The sequence below is a fragment of the Salegentibacter sp. 24 genome, from assembly GCF_004362395.1.
Classification (GTDB): Bacteria; Bacteroidota; Bacteroidia; order Flavobacteriales; family Flavobacteriaceae; genus Salegentibacter.
Genome location: NZ_SNWE01000004.1, coordinates 1 through 18,680 on the forward strand (window position 1 = coordinate 1; position 18,680 = coordinate 18,680).

19 protein-coding genes are annotated in these 18,680 nt (G+C 39.6%); all 19 read left to right on the top strand.

The genetic code is table 11. From position 1 onward, the window contains the following. A partial coding sequence (locus DET49_RS03470; RefSeq protein ID WP_166636536.1) for a CusA/CzcA family heavy metal efflux RND transporter occupies positions 1-2,799 on the top strand: 2,799 nt, incomplete at its 5' end. Positions 2,800-2,821: 22 nt separating this feature from the next. After that, positions 2,822-4,072: an efflux RND transporter periplasmic adaptor subunit gene (locus DET49_RS03475; protein ID WP_173636774.1), complete on the top strand. Its 1,251-nt coding sequence runs from the start codon at positions 2,822-2,824 to the stop codon at positions 4,070-4,072. Between the two features lie 95 nt (positions 4,073-4,167). Next, on the top strand, positions 4,168-4,497 hold the full coding sequence (locus tag DET49_RS03480) for a P-II family nitrogen regulator (RefSeq protein ID WP_057482983.1): 330 nt from the start codon (positions 4,168-4,170) through the stop codon (positions 4,495-4,497). Between the two features lie 24 nt (positions 4,498-4,521). Further along, entirely contained in the window at positions 4,522-4,944 is a 423-nt protein-coding gene (locus tag DET49_RS03485; protein WP_057482984.1) for a Fur family transcriptional regulator, read from the top strand. 26 nt (positions 4,945-4,970) lie between these two features. Beyond that, entirely contained in the window at positions 4,971-5,330 is a 360-nt protein-coding gene (locus tag DET49_RS03490) for an STAS/SEC14 domain-containing protein (protein ID WP_057482985.1), read from the top strand. 30 nt (positions 5,331-5,360) lie between these two features. Continuing rightward, complete coding sequence (locus DET49_RS03495; protein ID WP_008615618.1) at positions 5,361-5,579, top strand: SHOCT domain-containing protein; 219 nt, start codon at positions 5,361-5,363, stop codon at positions 5,577-5,579. A 57-nt stretch (positions 5,580-5,636) separates the two neighbouring features. After that, positions 5,637-6,398, top strand: a complete 762-nt coding sequence (locus DET49_RS03500) for a helix-turn-helix domain-containing protein (protein ID WP_057482986.1) — start codon at positions 5,637-5,639, stop codon at positions 6,396-6,398. 277 nt (positions 6,399-6,675) lie between these two features. Further along, positions 6,676-9,228, top strand: coding sequence for a heavy metal translocating P-type ATPase (locus DET49_RS03505; protein ID WP_057482987.1), 2,553 nt, complete (start codon positions 6,676-6,678; stop codon positions 9,226-9,228). Between the two features lie 35 nt (positions 9,229-9,263). Then, complete coding sequence (locus tag DET49_RS03510) at positions 9,264-9,692, top strand: Fur family transcriptional regulator (protein WP_057482988.1); 429 nt, start codon at positions 9,264-9,266, stop codon at positions 9,690-9,692. Between the two features lie 89 nt (positions 9,693-9,781). After that, positions 9,782-11,185: a dihydrolipoyl dehydrogenase gene (lpdA, locus tag DET49_RS03515; protein ID WP_057482989.1), complete on the top strand. Its 1,404-nt coding sequence runs from the start codon at positions 9,782-9,784 to the stop codon at positions 11,183-11,185. Positions 11,186-11,282: 97 nt separating this feature from the next. Then, positions 11,283-12,632: a Na+/H+ antiporter NhaA gene (gene nhaA / locus DET49_RS03520; RefSeq protein WP_057482990.1), complete on the top strand. Its 1,350-nt coding sequence runs from the start codon at positions 11,283-11,285 to the stop codon at positions 12,630-12,632. A 1-nt stretch (position 12,633) separates the two neighbouring features. Next, positions 12,634-13,434, top strand: coding sequence for a cation transporter (locus DET49_RS03525; protein WP_013073446.1), 801 nt, complete (start codon positions 12,634-12,636; stop codon positions 13,432-13,434). A 45-nt stretch (positions 13,435-13,479) separates the two neighbouring features. Beyond that, positions 13,480-14,160: a lipoprotein signal peptidase gene (locus tag DET49_RS03530; protein ID WP_041579156.1), complete on the top strand. Its 681-nt coding sequence runs from the start codon at positions 13,480-13,482 to the stop codon at positions 14,158-14,160. 2 nt (positions 14,161-14,162) lie between these two features. Next, positions 14,163-15,161, top strand: a complete 999-nt coding sequence (locus DET49_RS03535) for a sodium:calcium antiporter (protein WP_013073444.1) — start codon at positions 14,163-14,165, stop codon at positions 15,159-15,161. 3 nt (positions 15,162-15,164) lie between these two features. Continuing rightward, positions 15,165-15,350 carry a hypothetical protein gene (locus tag DET49_RS03540; RefSeq protein WP_013073443.1) on the top strand — a complete coding sequence of 62 codons (186 nt, stop codon included), beginning with the start codon at positions 15,165-15,167 and terminating at the stop codon, positions 15,348-15,350. A gap of 18 nt (positions 15,351-15,368) precedes the next feature. Next, the gene (locus DET49_RS03545; protein ID WP_013073442.1) at positions 15,369-16,685 is read left to right on the top strand and encodes an APC family permease; all 1,317 of its coding nucleotides are present in this window, start codon (positions 15,369-15,371) and stop codon (positions 16,683-16,685) included. Between the two features lie 9 nt (positions 16,686-16,694). Further along, positions 16,695-16,871, top strand: coding sequence for a hypothetical protein (locus DET49_RS18385; RefSeq protein ID WP_013073441.1), 177 nt, complete (start codon positions 16,695-16,697; stop codon positions 16,869-16,871). A gap of 18 nt (positions 16,872-16,889) precedes the next feature. Further along, positions 16,890-17,246: an STAS/SEC14 domain-containing protein gene (locus tag DET49_RS03550; RefSeq protein ID WP_008615606.1), complete on the top strand. Its 357-nt coding sequence runs from the start codon at positions 16,890-16,892 to the stop codon at positions 17,244-17,246. Between the two features lie 57 nt (positions 17,247-17,303). Then, the gene (locus DET49_RS03555) at positions 17,304-18,125 is read left to right on the top strand and encodes a universal stress protein (RefSeq protein WP_013073440.1); all 822 of its coding nucleotides are present in this window, start codon (positions 17,304-17,306) and stop codon (positions 18,123-18,125) included. Positions 18,126-18,680: the final 555 nt, after the last annotated feature.

Consider the following 18,680-nt stretch of genomic DNA (forward strand, 5'->3'; position numbering starts at 1 on the left):
AAACTGAAGCTCATTGTTGTAGGTGCTGCTGCTGTTCTACTTGTATTAGCCGGTTTCCTTTTTTCCAGAATGGGAGGAGAATTTGTGCCTCAACTGGATGAAGGGGATATTGCAATGCAGGCTTTAATCAGACCAGGAAGTTCATTAACAGAGTCTATTGAAGTTTCCAAAAAAATAGAAAATATCCTTCTAGAAAATTTTCCTGAAATTAAAACAGCAACAGCAAGAATTGGAGTAGCGGACATCCCAACAGATCCAATGCCGATGGATATCGCAGATATGTACCTGATTCTTGAAAAAGATAAGGATAATTGGACAACCGCTGAAACTAAAGAAGGACTTATAGCGCAAATCAAGGAAAAACTCAATAAAGAACTTACTGGGGTAAACCTTGTGTTTACGCAACCTGTAGAATTAAGGTTCAACGAATTATTAGAGGGGGTTAGAGAAGATATTGCGGTTAAACTATATGGAGAGGACCTGGGGGTGTTGTCGGAAAAGGTACAGGAAATGGCTAATATTATCCAGACCGTACCTGGAGCAGGAGATGTTAATCCTGAACGAACATCTGGGCTGCCACAAATGACCGTGAAATTTAACCGTGATAAAATTGCTCAATATGGCCTGGATATCCAAAAAGCAAATGATTATATAAGTACTGCTTTTGCGGGAGGAACCGCAGGAGTCATTTTTGAAGGAGAAAAGCGATTCGATTTAGTAGTAAGATTTGATGAAGAACATAGAAAGAATATTGATGACTTGCGTGGAATGTATATCGATCTTCCCGACGGAACTCAGGTACCGATAAAAGAAATAGCAGATATCGAATATGTTCCGGGCCCTATGCAAATTTCGAGAGATGATACCTACAGAAGAACCTATGTGGGTGTAAATGCCCGGGGAAGGGATGTAGAGTCAGTCGTTAATGATATTCAGCAAAGATTAGATGAAGAATTAGAATTACCTCCCGGGTATTATATAACTTATGGGGGGGAATTCGAAAATCTTCAGAGTGCTAAGGACCGCTTGATAATTGTTGTACCCATTGCCCTTTTCTTGATATTTGTTCTTCTATATTTTGCCCTAAAATCGTTTTCCCAATCTGTCATGATCTATATAGCCATACCCCTCGCTGCCATTGGAGGTGTTTTTGCCCTTTGGTTGCGGGGAATGCCATTCAGTATTTCTGCTGGGGTAGGTTTTATTGTATTATTCGGGGTTGCAGTTTTAAACGGGCTGGTACTAATAAATAGATTCAATTCTTTAAAAGAAGAAGGAGTAACCAGTATAAAAGATAGAATTTTTACAGGAACCAAAGAACGAATACGACCTATTATGTTAACAGCAACAACAGATATTTTCGGTTTTTTACCAATGGCATTTTCCACATCAGCCGGTGCAGAAGTTCAACAACCACTTGCTACGGTGGTTATAGGTGGGATGCTTACAGCTACACTGCTTACGCTGGTTGTATTACCAGTACTATATACCCTTGTAGAAAGAAAACGAGAGAAAAAAGAACAGAATAAACTAGGTTCTTCCAATTCGCGATCTTTAGCTACGATTTTGATAATTGGCTTAGTTTTAGGCGGAACCTTTTCTGTAAATGCACAATCTGATGCAATGTCATCTGAATATTCACAACAGGATTCTTTACAAACAATTAGTTTGGAGGATGCAAAAGAAATGGCAATCAAAAATTTTCCACAGCTCCAAGCTGCCCAGCTCGAAATTGAAAGTGAGGAAGTATTGCGCAAAACCGCCTTTGATTTTGGAAACACCCAAATCTTTACAGGAAAAGAAGAAGTAGGAAATGGCTCTGATGGGATCTATACCCAAATTGGCGTCCAACAACAAGGCATCGATATTTTCGGAATAGTGCCCCGGTTAAAACTACAGAAAGAAAGGGTGGCACTTGCTGAAAATGCCTTAGAGCTATCTACTATTGAAATTGAACGTGAAGTAAGCAGGGCCTGGACATCTGTTTATACAAGTAAAAAGAGGTATCAGGTATATAAGAAAATGGATTCTATTTTCGAAGATATTGAAAGGGCGGCTAGAATCAGGTATGAGACAGAAGCTACCTCTAAACTGGAATATCTTGCCACCTCAAATCAGGGGAATGAGGTGAAAATACAGTTAGAACAAGCTTATCGAGATTATCTGAAATCAATACAGCGCTTAAACCTATGGTTTGTTAGTGACACAATTTACGATGTACCAGATTTGCCTGCTGAAGCATTGGATGAACCTTTAAACTTTCTGGTAGAGTCTCTTGAAAATCATCCCTTACTACAGGTTTCAGAACAAAGAATTGACGTGGCAAAAGCGGTTACCAGAGAACGAAAATCTGAATTTTTGCCCAAATTTCAGGGTCAATACGGTAGGCAGGAAATAGCCGGGCAATCGGGTTTCTTTCAATATCAAATAGGAATTCAAATTCCACTGTTTTTTGGGCCGGAATTAGGCCGTACCCAGGAAGCACAAGTGAATCGAAAGATTGCAGAGCAAAACTTTTACCAGGATAAACTCGAACTGGAAATCGCCTATAAAAATATGCGGGAAGACTACATCAAATGGAGAAACTCATGGAATTATTATAGGGATGAAGCGCTTCCTTTAGCACAGGAACAACAGGATGGGTCGGTATTAGCATTTAAGGAAGGTGCTATAGATTACGTAACCTTCCTTCAAAATATAAGAGATGCCATTAGAATCGAAGTAAATGCCTGGAGTGCTTTTAACGATTATCTCGACAGCCGTTACCAACTGGAATATTACCTTAAGAATTCAAATTAAAAATTAAAATAAGAAAATCGATATGAATACAAGATCAATAAATATTTTAATGCTTGCCTTAACGCTCAGCATATTCTTTGGATGTAAAGAAAATCCTGAGGAAGGGGATGACGCTTCCAGTGAAACTGCAACTACTAATACCGAAGAAGGTGAAAATCACGGTGAGGAAGGAGATGAAGAACACGGTGAAGAAGAAGGCGGGATGCGTTCAGTACATCTTTCAGAGATGAAATTCAATAGTTTGGGCATCAAAGTAGATACCTTACCTAAAAAAGCTTTGTCCGGTATTGTGGAAGCCAATGGCCAGTTAGAAGTGCCGCCACAATATGAAGCTACCGTTACGGCAATTTTAGGCGGTAATATAACTTCTATAAAGGTTATTGAGGGGGATAAGGTAAATAAAGGTCAGGTGTTGGCTTATCTTTCTCACCCAAATTTAACCAGAATGCAGTCTGATTATATTAATGCATATAGTAGGATGCAATTTTTGGAAAAGGAATTTGAAAGACAGAAACGTTTATATGAAGCAGAGGTAGGATCTGGAAAAACTTTTCAACAGACCCAATCCGATTACCAGTCTGTACAAGGTGAAGTACGGGGGTACGAATCACAATTACGCCAGTTAAACCTAAATGCTTCCCAGGTTAGAGACGGTGAATTATATGAATATATTCCGGTAGTAAGCCCAATTGGAGGTTATATAGAAAAAGTACTGGTGCAGATAGGACAGTATGTGGAGCCGCAAACCAGCATGTTTATGGTAGTTGATAATGAACATGTTCATGCCGATCTAATGGTTTTTGAAAAAGATATTTATAAGGTGAAAGAAGGCCAAAAGATTGCGTTTACACTGGAATCGGTTCCAGGCAGTAATTTAACCGGGGAAATTTATTCAGTGGGGAAACAATTTGAACAAAACCCCAAAGCGGTACATGTGCATGCAGAAATCGATAATAAAGAAGATTTTCTAATTCCGGGGATGTATATAAACGGAAAAATCAGGACGGGTGAAGAAGCTGTTCCTGCCTTACCGGAAGAAGCAATAATTGAAGAAGAAGGAAATCCCTACATCTTTACGGCCCAAAAACACCAGGAAGATGGTGAAACCGAGTGGGAATTGAAACCGGTGCAGGTAAGAACGGGAATAACTGAAGATGGTTGGGTTGAAATTAAACTGCTGGAGCCTCTGCCTGAAGGTACTTTGGTTGCTTATAATAATGCCTATTATCTGGTCTCTGAAATGCAGAAAAGCCAGACTTCCCATGGTCATTAAATTAAAAAAAATAGATGGATGGACTCTCTGTTAAATGTTTGTCTTGATTAAAATTCCAGAGGGTTCATCCTTAATACTAAATTAAAACCACAGTAATGAAAGAAATAAAAGCATTTATAAAGCCAAAACGGGTTCAAATAGTGATAGAATCCCTTAGCGAAAGCGGATTCAAAAGTATGACGCTGTCTCAGGGGGAAGGTACCGGAGCATTTAAAGCAAAAGGCGCATCACCTTCTTTAGATTTCCGTGTAACCGACAGCCCGGTGGTAAAGTTAGAACTGGTATGTCAAAATGAAGAAGCACAATCGGCTATCAATATCATCCTGGAAAACGGGAAAACACCGGATCCAGGTGATGGCATCATTTATTTGTCTGACATTGAAGATGCTTTCAAGATAAAAACCGGGGAATCCTTAAAGCGTTAAATTTTCTAAACCCTTTTACGCCCAATGGAAAAAATAGTAAAAAAGTTAGAAAGCAAAGGCATCCGCCCTACGGCAATGCGCCTGATGACCTATAAACGGTTGGCACAATTGAATGTGGCCATTAGTTTAGGCGACCTTGGGAAAGATTTCGAAAGCTCGGAAAGGAGTACGCTTTTCCGTACTATGAAGACATTTGAAGAAAAAGGAATTGTGCATCAAATTGAGGATGGCACCGGCATCATTAAATATGCCCTGTGTGAAGACAATTGTGAATGCGAGGTGGGTAACGACCTTCACTTACATTTTCATTGCAATAGTTGCGGGGAAACCGTGTGCCTTACAGAACATAAAATCCCTCAGATAAATCTGCCCGAAGGTTACGTGGCAGAGGATATTAATCTGGTGGCTAAGGGAGTCTGTGAGAAATGTAGCAATGACTTGGATTAAGTTTTTTGATTTAAAAAATTGGAACAATGATGAAAATTTATAAAAAAGAAAACAAGGTATATATGGTAGCTCAAAATAGATTGGATGCTACCGATTATGACAATTTGATATCTCAATTAAAAAACCATATACAGGCAAACCATAAAGTATACTGGTATATTGAAATGGAAAATTTTGAGGGGTGGACTGCAAGTGCGTATTGGAAGGGCATTGAACTGAAACTTCCGAATGAAGAACGCGTTAAAAAGGTTGCATTGGTGGGAATTACAAAATGGCAGGAACAGTTTACCGAAGTTTTGATACCCTTTACAAAGGCACATATTAAATTCTTTAGCCTTGAAGAAAAACATTTGGCCAAGGAATGGATGGAGAAAGGAAATCATTAAAAAAGTTAAATAAATTTAAACAGAAAGATTATGATGGACAACTGGAATTTTGGGGGAATGCACTGGATATGGTGGGGGCTTTGGATAATCCTCATCTTTTGGATATTCTTAATTCCTTATCCCACCCCGGGACAAAATAGACGGAAGGATAAGGCTATGGAAGCCCTGAGAGAACGATACGCCCGGGGCGAGATAAGCGATGAGGAATTTGAACAAAAGAAGAAAGTCCTTCAGGATAAGAAGAAGTAGTTATAAGGCACAGGCATCGAAAGCGATGGCACCTATGGCTTATAAAAGAAGGTAAAAATGAAAAAACGCAAAGTATTTGTTTTTATATTCATTGGATTAGCCCTTGGCTTATTTATAATACAGCCCCTGGTTATTTCACTCCACATGTATGACATGCAGGGAGGTAATGGCGAATGGTGGAAATCTCTGCTTGCTTCATATCAGCAGGAAGTTAGTTCATGGGATTTGGATCAAGCCATCATCAAATTGCTATTTGGACTGCTGGGCATTGCCTTGTCGCTTATGTTTATGGTCAGGCAAAGAATATTTCAATTGACCGGAAGAAGAGATAAGCTGGAGGAGATCAGGGAGCTGATTGCGGCAGGAGAAAACCAGCAAGTAGAATTTAAATCTACCTTGAGATGGGATTTGAGGCAGTTTAAACCGAATAAGGCTTTGGAGGACGTAATAGCAAAAACAATTGCCGGGTTTATGAACACCCAAGAAGGGCATTTAATTATCGGAATTGATGATGAAGGTAGTATTCTGGGGCTGGAACAGGATTGCGGTACTTTAAAAAAACCTGGCAAGGACGGGTTTGAGCAATATATAATGCAATTGGTGTCCCTCAAGTTCGGCACTCATTTTTGCCCTTTGGTTAAAGTGGCCTTTTACCAATTCGAAGAAAAGGATATCTGTTATGTAAGGGTTCACAAATCACAAAAACCTGTGTATTTGAATTTGGGCGATCGTTCGCATTTCTTTATCAGAACCGGGAACGGAACCCGCGAGTTGGATATGCCTGAGGCTCTGGAGTATTTGGAGATACACTTAAATTAATATAAACCCTATAAAATTGAAAAAATGATATAGGTATTGGACATAGAAAAAGAAAACTTGATTGCTGCTAAAATCAATGGTAGAATCACGAAGAAGGATATAAAAAACCCATCCGCTAATCCACAATATCATCGAAAAAAGTCATAAAATTTGTAGGCGAAAAAAATAGCAGGAATGGGTCGTTAAAGCTACTCATTTCTTTACCGGTTCAGAAGTCAAATATTTTGACCTTCAGGATAAGGAACAAGCAAAAAACTGGATACAAATAACTAAGGATATGAAAAAACTAAAAATCAAAATTCCCGTAATCCTTCCACAGGTACCTAATGAAAAAGACGCTTGTGTGGAAAGGCTAATTAAGGAACTGGAAGCCGAAAATGGCCTTGAAAAAGTCCACATAGCGGATGATCAGGAAGATACGGTGCCACAATTGTGCTTTCATTACGATCCGGATATAATTTCTATTGACCGCATTCAATCATTGGCAGAAAGAACCGGGGCTGAAATTACCGCGAAATATGGACATTTGCTTATAGAGGTTGAGGGGATTAGACATACCCGGCATGCAAGGACTATAGAAAAGAGTCTGTTGAATATCAATGGTGTTTTGGAAGCTTCCGCCAATGCCGGAGGAATGATCCGTTTAGAATATGATAAACGGGAAACAAGTTTTGATGAGATAACTACAAAGCTCGAAAAAGAAAACCTACAAGTTAAAAAAAGCTCCTCTGCTGAGAATAAGGGCTTTAAATCTGCCGAAAAGAATCCTCAAAATTTAAATAAAGAAAAGGTAAGGGATATAGAAGAACAAAAGCATAAAGATACTGATCTCCAGAATCATAGAGAAGCGGATAGCCACGGGGCCGGGGAAGAACATTCCCACGCCCACGGAGGTATTTTTGGGAAAAACACCGAACTTATTTTTGCTATTATTTGTGGTGCTCTTTTGGGTATTGGTTTTGGTTTGTCCTACGTAACATCAATACCGGAATGGGTCAGCTTATCCCTATACATAGGTGCCTACTTTTTTGGAGGTTACTTTACAGCAAAAGAAGCCATACAGACCGTAGCCAAAGGTGGATTTGAAATTGATTTTCTCATGTTGGTCGCAGCTATAGGAGCAGCTATTCTTGGGGAATGGGCTGAAGGAGCTTTGTTATTATTTCTCTTTAGCCTGGGGCATGCCTTGGAGCATTATGCAATGAACAAAGCACGAAAATCTATAGCTGCACTGGCAGAACTGGCGCCAAAAACAGCTTTGGTTAAGAAAAATGGTAAAACGGAAGAAGTTGGTATCGAAAAACTCAATATTGGGGATATCATTGTGGTGAAACCAAATAGTAAAATATCTGCAGATGGCGTAGTGGTAGATGGGCAGAGTAGTGTTAACCAGGCTCCAATAACCGGGGAGAGTGTACCGGTAGATAAAGTTCCCGTAGAAGATGTTGAGAAGGATTACTCAGAGGTAGATGATATTAAAGATGAAAACCGCGTTTTTGCCGGAACGATCAATGGGAACAATACTTTGGAGATTAAAGTTATCAAAGCAGCCAAAGATTCAACGCTTTCCCGATTGGTGAAACTGGTTAACGAAGCTCAGACTCAAAAATCGCCTACCCAGTTGCTCACCGATAAATTTGAAAAATATTTTGTGCCGTCCGTCCTTATTTTGGTCGGGATTCTTTTGTTTGCTTTTTTAGTTATTGACGAACCCTTTAGCGCCAGCTTTTACAGGGCGATGGCCGTATTAGTAGCTGCAAGTCCCTGTGCGTTGGCAATCTCGACCCCAAGTGCTGTATTAAGTGGAGTGGCCAGAGCTGCCCGTGGCGGGGTATTAATTAAAGGAGGGCGCCCTCTGGAGGACCTGGGGGTTATTACCGCCCTAGCCTTTGATAAAACCGGAACTCTAACGGAAGGAAAGCCAAAACTTACCCAAGTGGTGCCACTTGGGGATATTTCAGACAATGAACTTCTCAAAATAGCAGTAGCCGTGGAAGGTCTTAGTGATCACCCCCTGGCCAAAGCTGTAGTTCGTGATGGAAAAGAGCGTCTGGAAGGCGAGGAAATCCCAAATGCCTCTAATTTAGAGGCAGTTCTGGGTAAAGGGATTAAAGCATCATTTGGCAATGATAAAATCTATATAGGTAACCTCGACCTGTACGAAGGGCTTGATGAGAGTACACCTTCCGAAAAAATAGCTACGAAAGTGCGTGGTCTTGAAGGTGGTGGAAATACAACAATGCTTATACGAAAAAATGAAGAATATATAGGCATCATTGCATTAATGGATACCCCTCGTGAAGCCGCCAAGGGAACCCTTAAAAAATTAAAAGAAATAGGAATTAAACGAATGATCATGCTTACTGGTGATAACCAGAAGGTAGCAGACGCAGTAGCAGAAGAAATAGGATTGACCGATGCCTGGGGTAGTTTATTACCGGAAGAAAAAGTGGATGCTATAAAAGAATTAAAAGAAAAGGAATCCAAGGTGGCAATGGTGGGCGATGGCGTTAATGATGCCCCTGCCATGGCAAACAGCACTGTAGGAATAGCTATGGGTGCTGCGGGAAGTGATGTAGCCCTGGAAACGGCGGATATTGCGCTAATGGCCGATAAGTTGGAAACCCTGCCCTTTGCCATAGGTTTAAGCAGGAAGGCAAAGGCGATTATCAGGCAAAACCTTTGGGTTAGCCTTGGTATTGTGGCCCTGCTTATACCTTCAACCATATTCGGCTTGGCAAATATTGGAGTGGCGGTAGTAATCCATGAAGGTTCGACGCTTCTGGTGGTTTTTAATGCGTTAAGGCTTTTGGCTTATAAAAAAGATTAGATCCGGACTTAGACTGTTTTTCGAAAGAATATAAAATGACAAAAACGGAAAAAAAATTATCGTCAAAAGGGATACGTCCCACTGAAATGAGGTTGAAAATTTACAAATACCTCAAAAGGAAAACTTATGCAGTAAGTTTAAATGAAATGCAAAAAGTCTTTATCAATAAAAATATCAAAACAGCCAATAAGACCACTTTCTACAGGGCGATAAAGCTCTTTGAGAAAAAAAGCATGGTGCACCAAATTGACGATGGAACTGCTTTTGCAAAATATGCGATTTCCGATGAAAACGCCAAAGGTAAACACAGTACAGATTTACATATGCACTTTCATTGTACCAATTGTAAGAAAACAATCTGTTTACCAAATAAAATATCGGAAGAGAGTTTGCCAAACCAGTATGAGGTGAACGATGTGAACCTAGTTTTAAAAGGGATATGTAAAAACTGTAGTAAAAAATAATAGGTGGGAGTGCCTTAAGCCTGAATCCCAGCCCCCAATGGTCAAGCTTAAGGTTTTTTCCACCGTAACTAACTTAAAAAAATGTGAATATGGAAAAATTTGATGTAACTATAATAGGATCTGGCCCGGGCGGGTATGTAAGTGCGATCCGTTGCGCCCAATTAGGATTAAAAGTAGCCATTATTGAAAGGTACAACACGCTTGGCGGCACCTGCCTTAACGTGGGCTGTATCCCGTCAAAAGCCTGGTTGGAAGCCTCTGAGCATTATTACAAACTCAAGCATCAATTCGAAAATTTTGGGATTGATGTTAAAGAGGCCAATGTCGATATCCTGAAAATGAACCAAAGGGTTCAGGATGTGGTACAGGAAATCATCAATGGTGTTGATTATCTGATGAAAAAGAACAAGGTTGCCGTCTATCAAGGCCACGGCACCATCAAGGACAAAAACACGATTGAGATTAAGGGCGGGGACAAAACGGAAACCATAACAACCGATAAAATCATCATTGCCACAGGGTCCAAACCCGCTTCACTGCCCAATATTAAAATAGACAAAAAGCGTATCATCTCTTCCACCGAAGCCCTTGCCCTACAGGAAATCCCCAAGCACTTAATGGTCGTTGGGGGTGGCGTTATCGGTGTTGAGATAGGTTCCGTATTCGCCCGCCTGGGTTCAAAGGTTTCCATAGTAGAATATTTTGATAGCCTTATCGCCACTATGGACGGCGCACTGGGACATCAATTGCACCGTTCCCTTAGAAAACAGGGAATTGATTTTTATTTGGAACATAAGGTGACAAACGCAACGGCAACTGAGGATAAAGTAGAATTGAAAGCGGAAAATCTTTCCGATAAAGAAGAAATGAGTTTAGATGGCGATTACTGTCTTATGGCCATTGGCCGAAAACCATACACCGCCAGTTTAGGGCTTGAAAATATAGGAGTGGAAACCAATGAGAAAGGACAGATAACGGTAGATAAAAACCTTGAAACCAATGTCAAGGGTGTGTATGCCATTGGGGATGTAATCCGGGGGGCAATGCTTGCCCATAAAGCCAGTGAAGAAGGCGTTTTTGTAGCCGAAAGCATAGCAGGTCAAAAGCCACATATCAATTATTCCCTTATCCCAAATATCGTGTACACCCAGCCTGAGGTCGCCGGTGTAGGCTTGACGGAAGAAGAACTGAAGAAGACCAATAGAAGTATAAAAACGGGCTCTTTTCCCTATAAGGCAAACGCACGGGCGAAGATAAGTATGGATACGGATGGTTTTATCAAGGTAATCGCAGATAAGGAAACCGATGAGATATTGGGCGTGCATATGATAGGCCCTCGCATAGCAGACAGTTATACCGAAGCGGTGGTAGCGATGGAATTTAGGGCGGCTGCCGAGGATATTGCAAGAATGTCACACGGTCACCCCACATTTTCCGAGACCTTTAAGGAGGCCTGTCTGGCAGCTACCGAAGACAGGGCGTTGCATATTTAAAGTTGACCTAACAGTAAGTTCTTAAAAATTAAGACGCTACTGAGCTTTTTGAAATATTAAGGTTTAAGTAATGAACTCAAAAAACAGATAAGATAAAATGGGGCAATCAGTTCGAAATCAATCCACTATTGGGTATATCAGGGAAACGGCAACAAAGTTCCTCGACAGGGAAACAGCTGGGGGGATTTTTTTAATAATTGCTACTATAGTTGCCCTTCTTTTAGCTAATTCAAAGTGGGCAGGTGCCTATCATCATTTTCTTGGCGATGAATTGCTTTTTGAATTTTCCGAGCATCTTAGTTTTGGGCTAACAATTGAAGAATGGATCAATGATGGCCTAATGGCAATTTTCTTTTTGGTTGCCGGCCTTGAATTGAAGAGGGAGGTTATGGTGGGGGAATTATCTTCAATTAAAAAAGCCTCAGCCCCATTGTTGGCAGCTTTAGGTGGCATGGCAGTTCCGGCCCTCATTTTTATTAGCCTAAATTTAGGCACTGAAAATATAAAGGGTTGGGGCATCCCTATGGCTACCGATATCGCATATTCACTAGGGATTATTGGCCTACTGGGAAAAAATGTCCCCAGGCAGTTAAAAACATTTTTAATAGCCCTCGCTATTGCTGACGATATAGGTGCCATATTGGTGATAGCATTGTTTTATAGCAACGAGTTGAGCTGGATATACCTTGGATCGGGCATGGGGGCATTTGGGTTATTATTATTAATGAATTGGACTGGGATCAAAAATTTGATTTGGTATATTATTATTGGGATCATCTTATGGTATTGCTTCCTTAATTCGGGGATCCATCCAACTATTGCGGGAGTACTTTTTGCCATTACCATTCCAATAGTGCCCAAATTAGACAGTAAAATATTAAAAGAAAGGACCGCCACAAACGTTACTAATCTTGAGAAAACAGAGCTGGAAAAATTAAATCCTCTTCAGGATAAAAAACAACAAATAATTTTAAAAGCTATTAAAACAGATACTGAGAATTCAAGGCCTCCTTTGCTCAAACTGGAAAATTCCCTTGTTGATTTCAATGCTTTCTTTATCATTCCAATTTTTGCAGTCGCGAATGCGGGAGTAAAGCTCGATGTAAATTTAATTGAGGTTGTTTCCGGTTCTTTAGGGCTGGGGATCCTTTTGGGATTAGCTATTGGGAAAGTAACAGGGATTGGTATTTTTACATTGATCGGGCAAAAACTTGGAGTTTCCGAATTACATATTACACTAAACTGGAAACATATAATTGGAATTGGTATGATCGCGGGAATTGGCTTTACCATGTCCCTTTTTATTACCAATCTCGCATTTAATGATCAGGAATTGATTAAAATTTCGAAAATAAGCATTTTGATAGCTTCATTACTTGCAGCTATTGGCGGTGCGGTAATTCTCTTATTAACTTCCAATAAAGGAAGGAAAAATATAGTTAAGTGATATGGGAGAAATGAACAAAAGTACTTTTATAGTAAGTCAAATGGACTGTCCTTCAGAAGAACAGATGATCCGGATGAAATTGGAATCTTATGCTCAAGTGAAATATTTGGATTTTGATATACCCAATCGAAAACTTGAAGTATATCACCTTGAAGGGAATGAGGAAATCAAAGCCTCGATTTCAGAATTAAAATTAGGTGATAAATTTATGGGGACCGAAGAAGCCGAGCCTCCCGTAATAGAAGACCAATCCAAACAGAAAACAATCCTTTGGTGGGTCCTGGGGATAAATTTCGGCTTTTTCATTATCGAAATGACCACGGGGTGGATTTCTTCTTCTATGGGCCTAATTGCAGATTCTTTGGATATGCTGGCAGATTCGATAGTATATGCGCTAAGTTTATTTGCAGTAGGTGGTGCCATTTCCAGAAAAAAGAAGGTGGCAAAATTCAGCGGCTACTTTCAAATTGCATTGGCAACACTTGGTTTTGCAGAGGTATTAAGAAGGTTTTTTACAAGTAGTGAAACACCAATGTTCGAATGGATGATCATAGTTTCCATTTTAGCCTTACTGGGGAACCTTATTTCGCTCTGGTTGATAAATAAGGCCAAAAGTAAGGAGGCGCATATGCAGGCCAGTGCTATTTTTACGTCCAATGATATCATCGTAAACGGCGGGGTGATACTGGCCGGGGTGCTGGTCTATTTTCTGGATAGCAAATGGCCCGATTTGGTAATTGGCGGCATCGTTTTCACGTTTGTAATGCGGGGCGCCATAAGAATTTTAAAATTATCTAAATAATGCAAATATATGTTGCACAAGACGTTGGGCAAGAATAAGGAAATTATGAATAAAAGTAGTGTAGCATTATTAATTTTACTGTTGTTGGTAATAGACCAGGCCATAAAGATTTATGTGAAGACCCATTTTTATTATGGCGAGGAATATTTTGTGTTTGGCCTGGATTGGTTTCGCTTACATTTTTTGGAGAATGCCGGCATGGCCTGGGGCTTTAAATTTGGCGAAGGTTATCTGGCCAAATTTGTTTTAATACTATTTCGCTTCGTAGCCGTTATTTGGGGGACCTTTTATATCAAAAAGATGATACGTGAAGGATATGCAAAAGTCTTTATAATCTGTGCCGCATTTATATACGCAGGTGCATTGGGCAATTTGATTGACGGTGCATTTTACGGACTGATTTTTGAAAAAAGTGATCCCGCACTTCGCAATATTGCAGAAATATTCTCCTCAGGCGGTGGTTATGCCGGATTTTTAAATGGCAATGTGGTGGATATGTGGTACTTCCCTATTATTGATACAAGGCTTCCGGAATGGCTGCCATTATGGGGAGGTAATGAATTTACTTTTTTCGACCCTGTATTCAATACCGCAGATGTTTGGATTAGCACGGGAGTGATTTTACTCCTGATCTTTCAAAGCCAACAAAAAAAAGACCAGAAAATATCGGATAAGAAAAAGTTGAAATATACTGAAAGTAACAGGACAATTATAAAAATCGATTAGTTATGAACGCTTGGCTTTGGGTAGTAGTATTGGGATTGGCAGCTTGGGCTGCCCATTGGGGTGCTGATCAACTCCTTACCCCTTTAAAGATGCTGCGCAAACAATGGGGGCTTACTGCTTCTGCAGGGGCAGCTTTCCTGGCTATTGTAACAGCGAGCCCTGAAGTGGCGATAAATATTACGAGCGCCGCCCGTGGGGTATCTGATATCGGGTTGGGGAATTTGCTTGGTTCCAATATCATTTCCATTCCGCTCATGGTAACCATTGCATACTTTGCTTCCAGAAGAAAGTTTAAAAACAATAAGGAGCATCAAAAACATTTGGATGCCAACCTGCTGGCCCTGAACAAACGTTCCGTCTCGGTATTATCTATCCCCTATCTGGTAATTATCGGGTTGGTGGCTATATTAACGCTTCCCAAAGCCTGGCGTGGATTACAACCCATTGATGGGTGGATCATGCTGGCTGCCTATGCGGCTTTTTTAACGCATGCCATTATAAAAGGCAGGGAAAAGGGTCAGAAGGTAGAATGGGATAAAAAGAAAATATGGCTTTCGGTTGCAGGGGCCCTGGCCATAGCCGTGGGGGCTTTTTTTATTGTAAAAGCTACCGAAAATATTGTTTCGGCACTGAATATTTCCGAAATTGTTGGAGGGTTGTTTATCACCGGAATTATGACTACCGCCCCTGAAATATTCAAAACATGGAGTGTGGTAAAGGGAGGTGAAGTGACTGCGGGTACCACCAGTGTGATTGCAGATAATGCCGTTACCATGACAGTGGCATTTTTCCCCCTGGCACTGGTAACGACCCCAATCGAAGATTTCCAGTTGTTTTGGGTCAACCTGGCTTTTGTAGGACTGATGCCGCTTTTATATTCAGTATTTGTCCATCAAAGCAAGGAACTTCACGGGTTCAGCAGATGGCAGATATTCGTTTTCGATGCAGCGTATATTGTATATCTTTTAACTATGGTGTTTTTTGTTCTAAAACTATTTTAAAAAATGAAGGAGGATTTATTTAAGGATTACCAGGAGAGGCTTAATGTGCTGGATGAAAATATTAGAGCAGTAGCATTAAAATATGCAAGGGATTTCTATTTGAACAAAAATTGTTCAAAAGAAGAGGCTATTGAGCGTGGCATCGTAAAGGCAGAGATGGAAAAAAGGAATTTAGATAGAAATGGATAATATATTACTAATAGTATTATGGCAGAATTAAAAAAATCTCTGGGTACTCTTCGCCTTACTTTTTATGGTGTAGGTACCATTGTTGGTGCTGGAATATATACTGTAATTGGTGCAGCCGCTGGACAGGCGGGAACAGACCTTTGGTTGAGTTTTATTTTTGCCGCCATTGCGGCCAGTGTCTCGGCAATGTCGTATGCAGAGCTGTCCTCTACCTATCCTAATGCCGGTGCAGAATTCATTTTTGTACGGAAAGCTTTTCCAAAAATCGACATTCCATCTTTTCTAACAGGTTGGACGATTGCATTTCACAGTTCGGCCACCATCGCCGCGGTGCTACTTGCTTTTTCAGGGTATTTCAATACGTTTTTTAACATCCCTTCCTTACTGGTTAGCTATGCTGTGCTACTGATTCTTGCATTTATAAGCATTACGGGCATCAAAAAATCATCTACCGCCAATATCATTATGGTCAGTATTCAGCTATTGGGATTGTTTATTCTTATTGCGGTCGGACTTTTGGAAACAGGACCACCAAAATCAGAATTTTTTAAAGTGGAGTCCTTTTCCGGCACCCTGGCAGCGACTGCTACCTTATTTTTTGTTTATACCGGCTTTGAGCATATGGCAGCATTGGGTTCCGAGGTAAAAAATCCGGGCAAGACGATTCCGAGGGCATTTTTATTGACAATGGTGTTTACCACAATTATATACCTACTAATATCTTTTACGGTACTCAATATAAGTGACCCCGCAGAAATAGCAAAGGTAAATTCCCCATTGTCGCTGGCCGCTTCAAATTTAAATTCCTGGTTGCCCGTAGCCCTGGCAGTTGCGGCACTTTTTGCTACGGCTAATGCGGCTTTTAGTGGCATTATTTCCATTAGCAGGTTGCTTTTCGGTATGGCAAGCGTGGGCGAGCTTCCAAAATTTATGACCAAGACCAATGCACAGAAAGTACCCTGGGTAACTACACTGGTGGTTATGGCTGCGGTAGCGGCATTTTTGTTATTGGGAGATATTAAAATTGTCGCAGGAATGTCCTCTTTAGGGGCGTTACTCGTTTTTGTAGCTGTGAATATTGCACTCATCGTTTTGCGTTATAAAGCACCTGACAAAGAAAGACCTTTTAAAGTTCCCCTTTCCATAGGGAAAGTACCTATCCTACCCATTTTGGCCATAATTATTAGCCTGTCTCTGGTAGTTCAGTTTAACTGGCAGGTGTATGTTGCTTTTGTGGGAGCAATTATAGTGGGCATCGTGCTGGATTATTTTTTGGACAAAAAGTCAAAGAATGAGATGGATCCCGAAAAAGAAAAAGAACTGTTCAACCATTAAAATGAAGCTATGGAATGGACCTTTGAAGAATTTAAAACCAGTTTGGATGGCCTCCATCCTGCAGTGAAGCAAAAAGCCCTGGAAATTGCTAAAAGTCTGGTTATAGAAAAGAATTATACTAAGGGAAATGCCATAAAAGAAGGAATTATGAAAGCTGAAGAATGGTTTTACGATTTAGGCGGTTAATAATTAATAAAAATAGATATGTTACAAATTATAGAGATTTCAGGAGATAATATTATTGCAACCAGAGCATCGGGAGATTTATCCGAAATGGATATTGAGAAGGTACATCCCATTATTCATGCTATTTTGGACAAAGGATTAAACGTACGCTGGTATTTTGAAATGGAGAATTTTACCGGCTGGGATTTTCCAGGCCTGTGGGAAGATCTAAAAATGGATACTGCCCACGCAAAAGATTATGAAAAAATCGCCATGGTAGGTGATAAAAAATGGCAGGACTGGATTACAAAGTTCATGAAACCTTTTACCAATGCTGAAGTAAAATATTTTGACTTAGAGGAAAAGGAGATTGCCAAAAAGTGGATTAAACAATAAAGCTTTTATTTAAACAATTAATTGAAAAACTGAATGTATAATTAAAATTAAAAAACCATGAAAATAATAGTTCCGATTGATTTTAGTCAAAGTTCCAAAATTGGAGTTGAGTATGCCATAAAGGTGGCCGAATCTTTAAATTCAGAAATTATCTTTGTTCATGCCTATTCTGAAGGTTATCAATATGCCGGATACGGGGCTATAGTTTATCCGGTTCCCGACAACTTTAGTTCTTATCAGAAATTGTACAAAGAAAAAATGCTGGAATTTCTCGAAAATTTTCCACGTCTGGCGACAATAAAATATAAGAGTATGGTAGCCCCAGGAAGACCTTCAGATATAATTTATCAATTAGCAACAGAAGAAAAAGCAGGTTTGATAATTATGGGGACAGAAGGTGCAGGTGAGGTAGAAGGTTACCTTGCAGGAACTACCAGTGAAAAAGTGAGCAAGGATGTACCCTGCCCTGTGCTGGTTGTACCTGAAGATTTAGAAACTTTTGGTTTAAAAAGAATTTGTCTGGCGCTGGATTCAGATAATCTGAAACCTGATAGGGAACTAAAGGTTCTGGCTGATCTATTAAAGGCATTTAACGCGCGCCTTTTTATATTTCATTTTGCTAAAAGTAAAGATGAAGTTATTAAAGAACAGGAGATAAAAAACTATTATGAGGAGTTTTTTAATCTACAGAATATTTCTGTTCACCTTTTTTCCGAAGGGAAAACTGAAGATAAAATAACCGGTTTTTTGAAAGATAATGCCATAGATATTTTGGCGCTACTTTACAGGAAACATGCCTTTATAGAAAAACTAACTGAACTGGGGCTGAGACGGAAAATGATTTTCAAATCAGAAGTTCCTGTACTTATTTTAAAATGATAGTAGGATTGAAAACAAATCTGCATTTTTAAGTTTATGAAGTCACTATTTTTTAGAAATTAACTGAATTCCTGAGCTTCATACCTTCAGTAAGACCACAGAATTATTTGTGAAATATTCCTATGGTATCCTAGGTGCCCTAAATTAAGGCAATTGTAAGACTACAGTACAATGAATTTTTATCTAATTAGAGGGAATAAACCCTTTTTAAAGCGATAAGTTTGCAATTTACCCAAAAGAAAGTGTAGAAGAAAAATGTCAAAATATAGGAGAAATAGAAGAAAGAAGAAGGGTCAAAAATCTTCCCGGAATAAAATAACTAAAAAAGAAAAGCTTTTTGGAATTTTTTCATTAATCCTTTTGGTCATTGCATCATTTTTATTGTATTTTTTTGTCTTAAAAGACTTTATTCATAAGCCCTGATTATTTAAAAATGTTTACCTACCAACTTTTTCTTAATCTAATGATTCTATGGAATTCATTATTTTTCTTTTTAAAAGTTGAAGTTTTAAGAGGCGTAGAAAATTGACCTTTTGTAAACAAAATACTTCAATT